The 419-nt window shown below is 55.6% G+C and carries 1 protein-coding gene; it reads right to left on the bottom strand.

Annotation, left to right across the window (positions count from 1 at the left end):
* Positions 1 to 121 precede the first annotated feature (121 nt).
* A complete protein-coding gene (locus SB689_RS22590) occupies positions 122 to 367 on the bottom strand; it encodes a type II toxin-antitoxin system RelE family toxin (protein ID WP_410694317.1) in 246 nt (81 codons plus the stop codon).
* Positions 368 to 419 lie beyond the last annotated feature (52 nt).

The raw sequence follows: 419 nt of genomic DNA, 5'->3' as shown, positions 1-419 counted from the left end.
AACGCGACGCCGTCGGGCAACCCGCTCGACATCGTGCGCGGCTTGATGCTCGGCGACGTAATCAGCGTAGGGGATTACGACAAAGGCCGGCGTCCCGTCCGGCCCATTGATGACTTGAATGTTAATAGGTGCGTTCATCGCGTTTCCTCACTTCTTCGATTTCGACGACTCGAATCACGCCGTCCCAGTTGAACAGAACCCGGTAGTTGCCGACTCTCAGGCGATACCCGTACTCATGGTTTGTCAGCGCTTTAACGTTCTGGCATTCCGGCATCGAGGCCAAGGTGCTAACGCCGTCGCGGATAGCGACTTGGTGCTGCCGGTTGAGCTTGCGCAGTTGCTTCGCGGATTTCGGGGTCCAGTTGATCGCGCATCATGGATGCAATTATAAGTCAAATATAAGCTTTACCGAGCACAAC

The sequence above is a fragment of the Chryseobacterium sp. SIMBA_038 genome, assembly GCF_046535115.1.
GTDB lineage: Bacteria > Bacteroidota > Bacteroidia > Flavobacteriales > Weeksellaceae > Chryseobacterium.
Note: the sequence above shows the minus strand (reverse complement) of the source record. Positions and strands in the feature narration are given on the sequence as shown.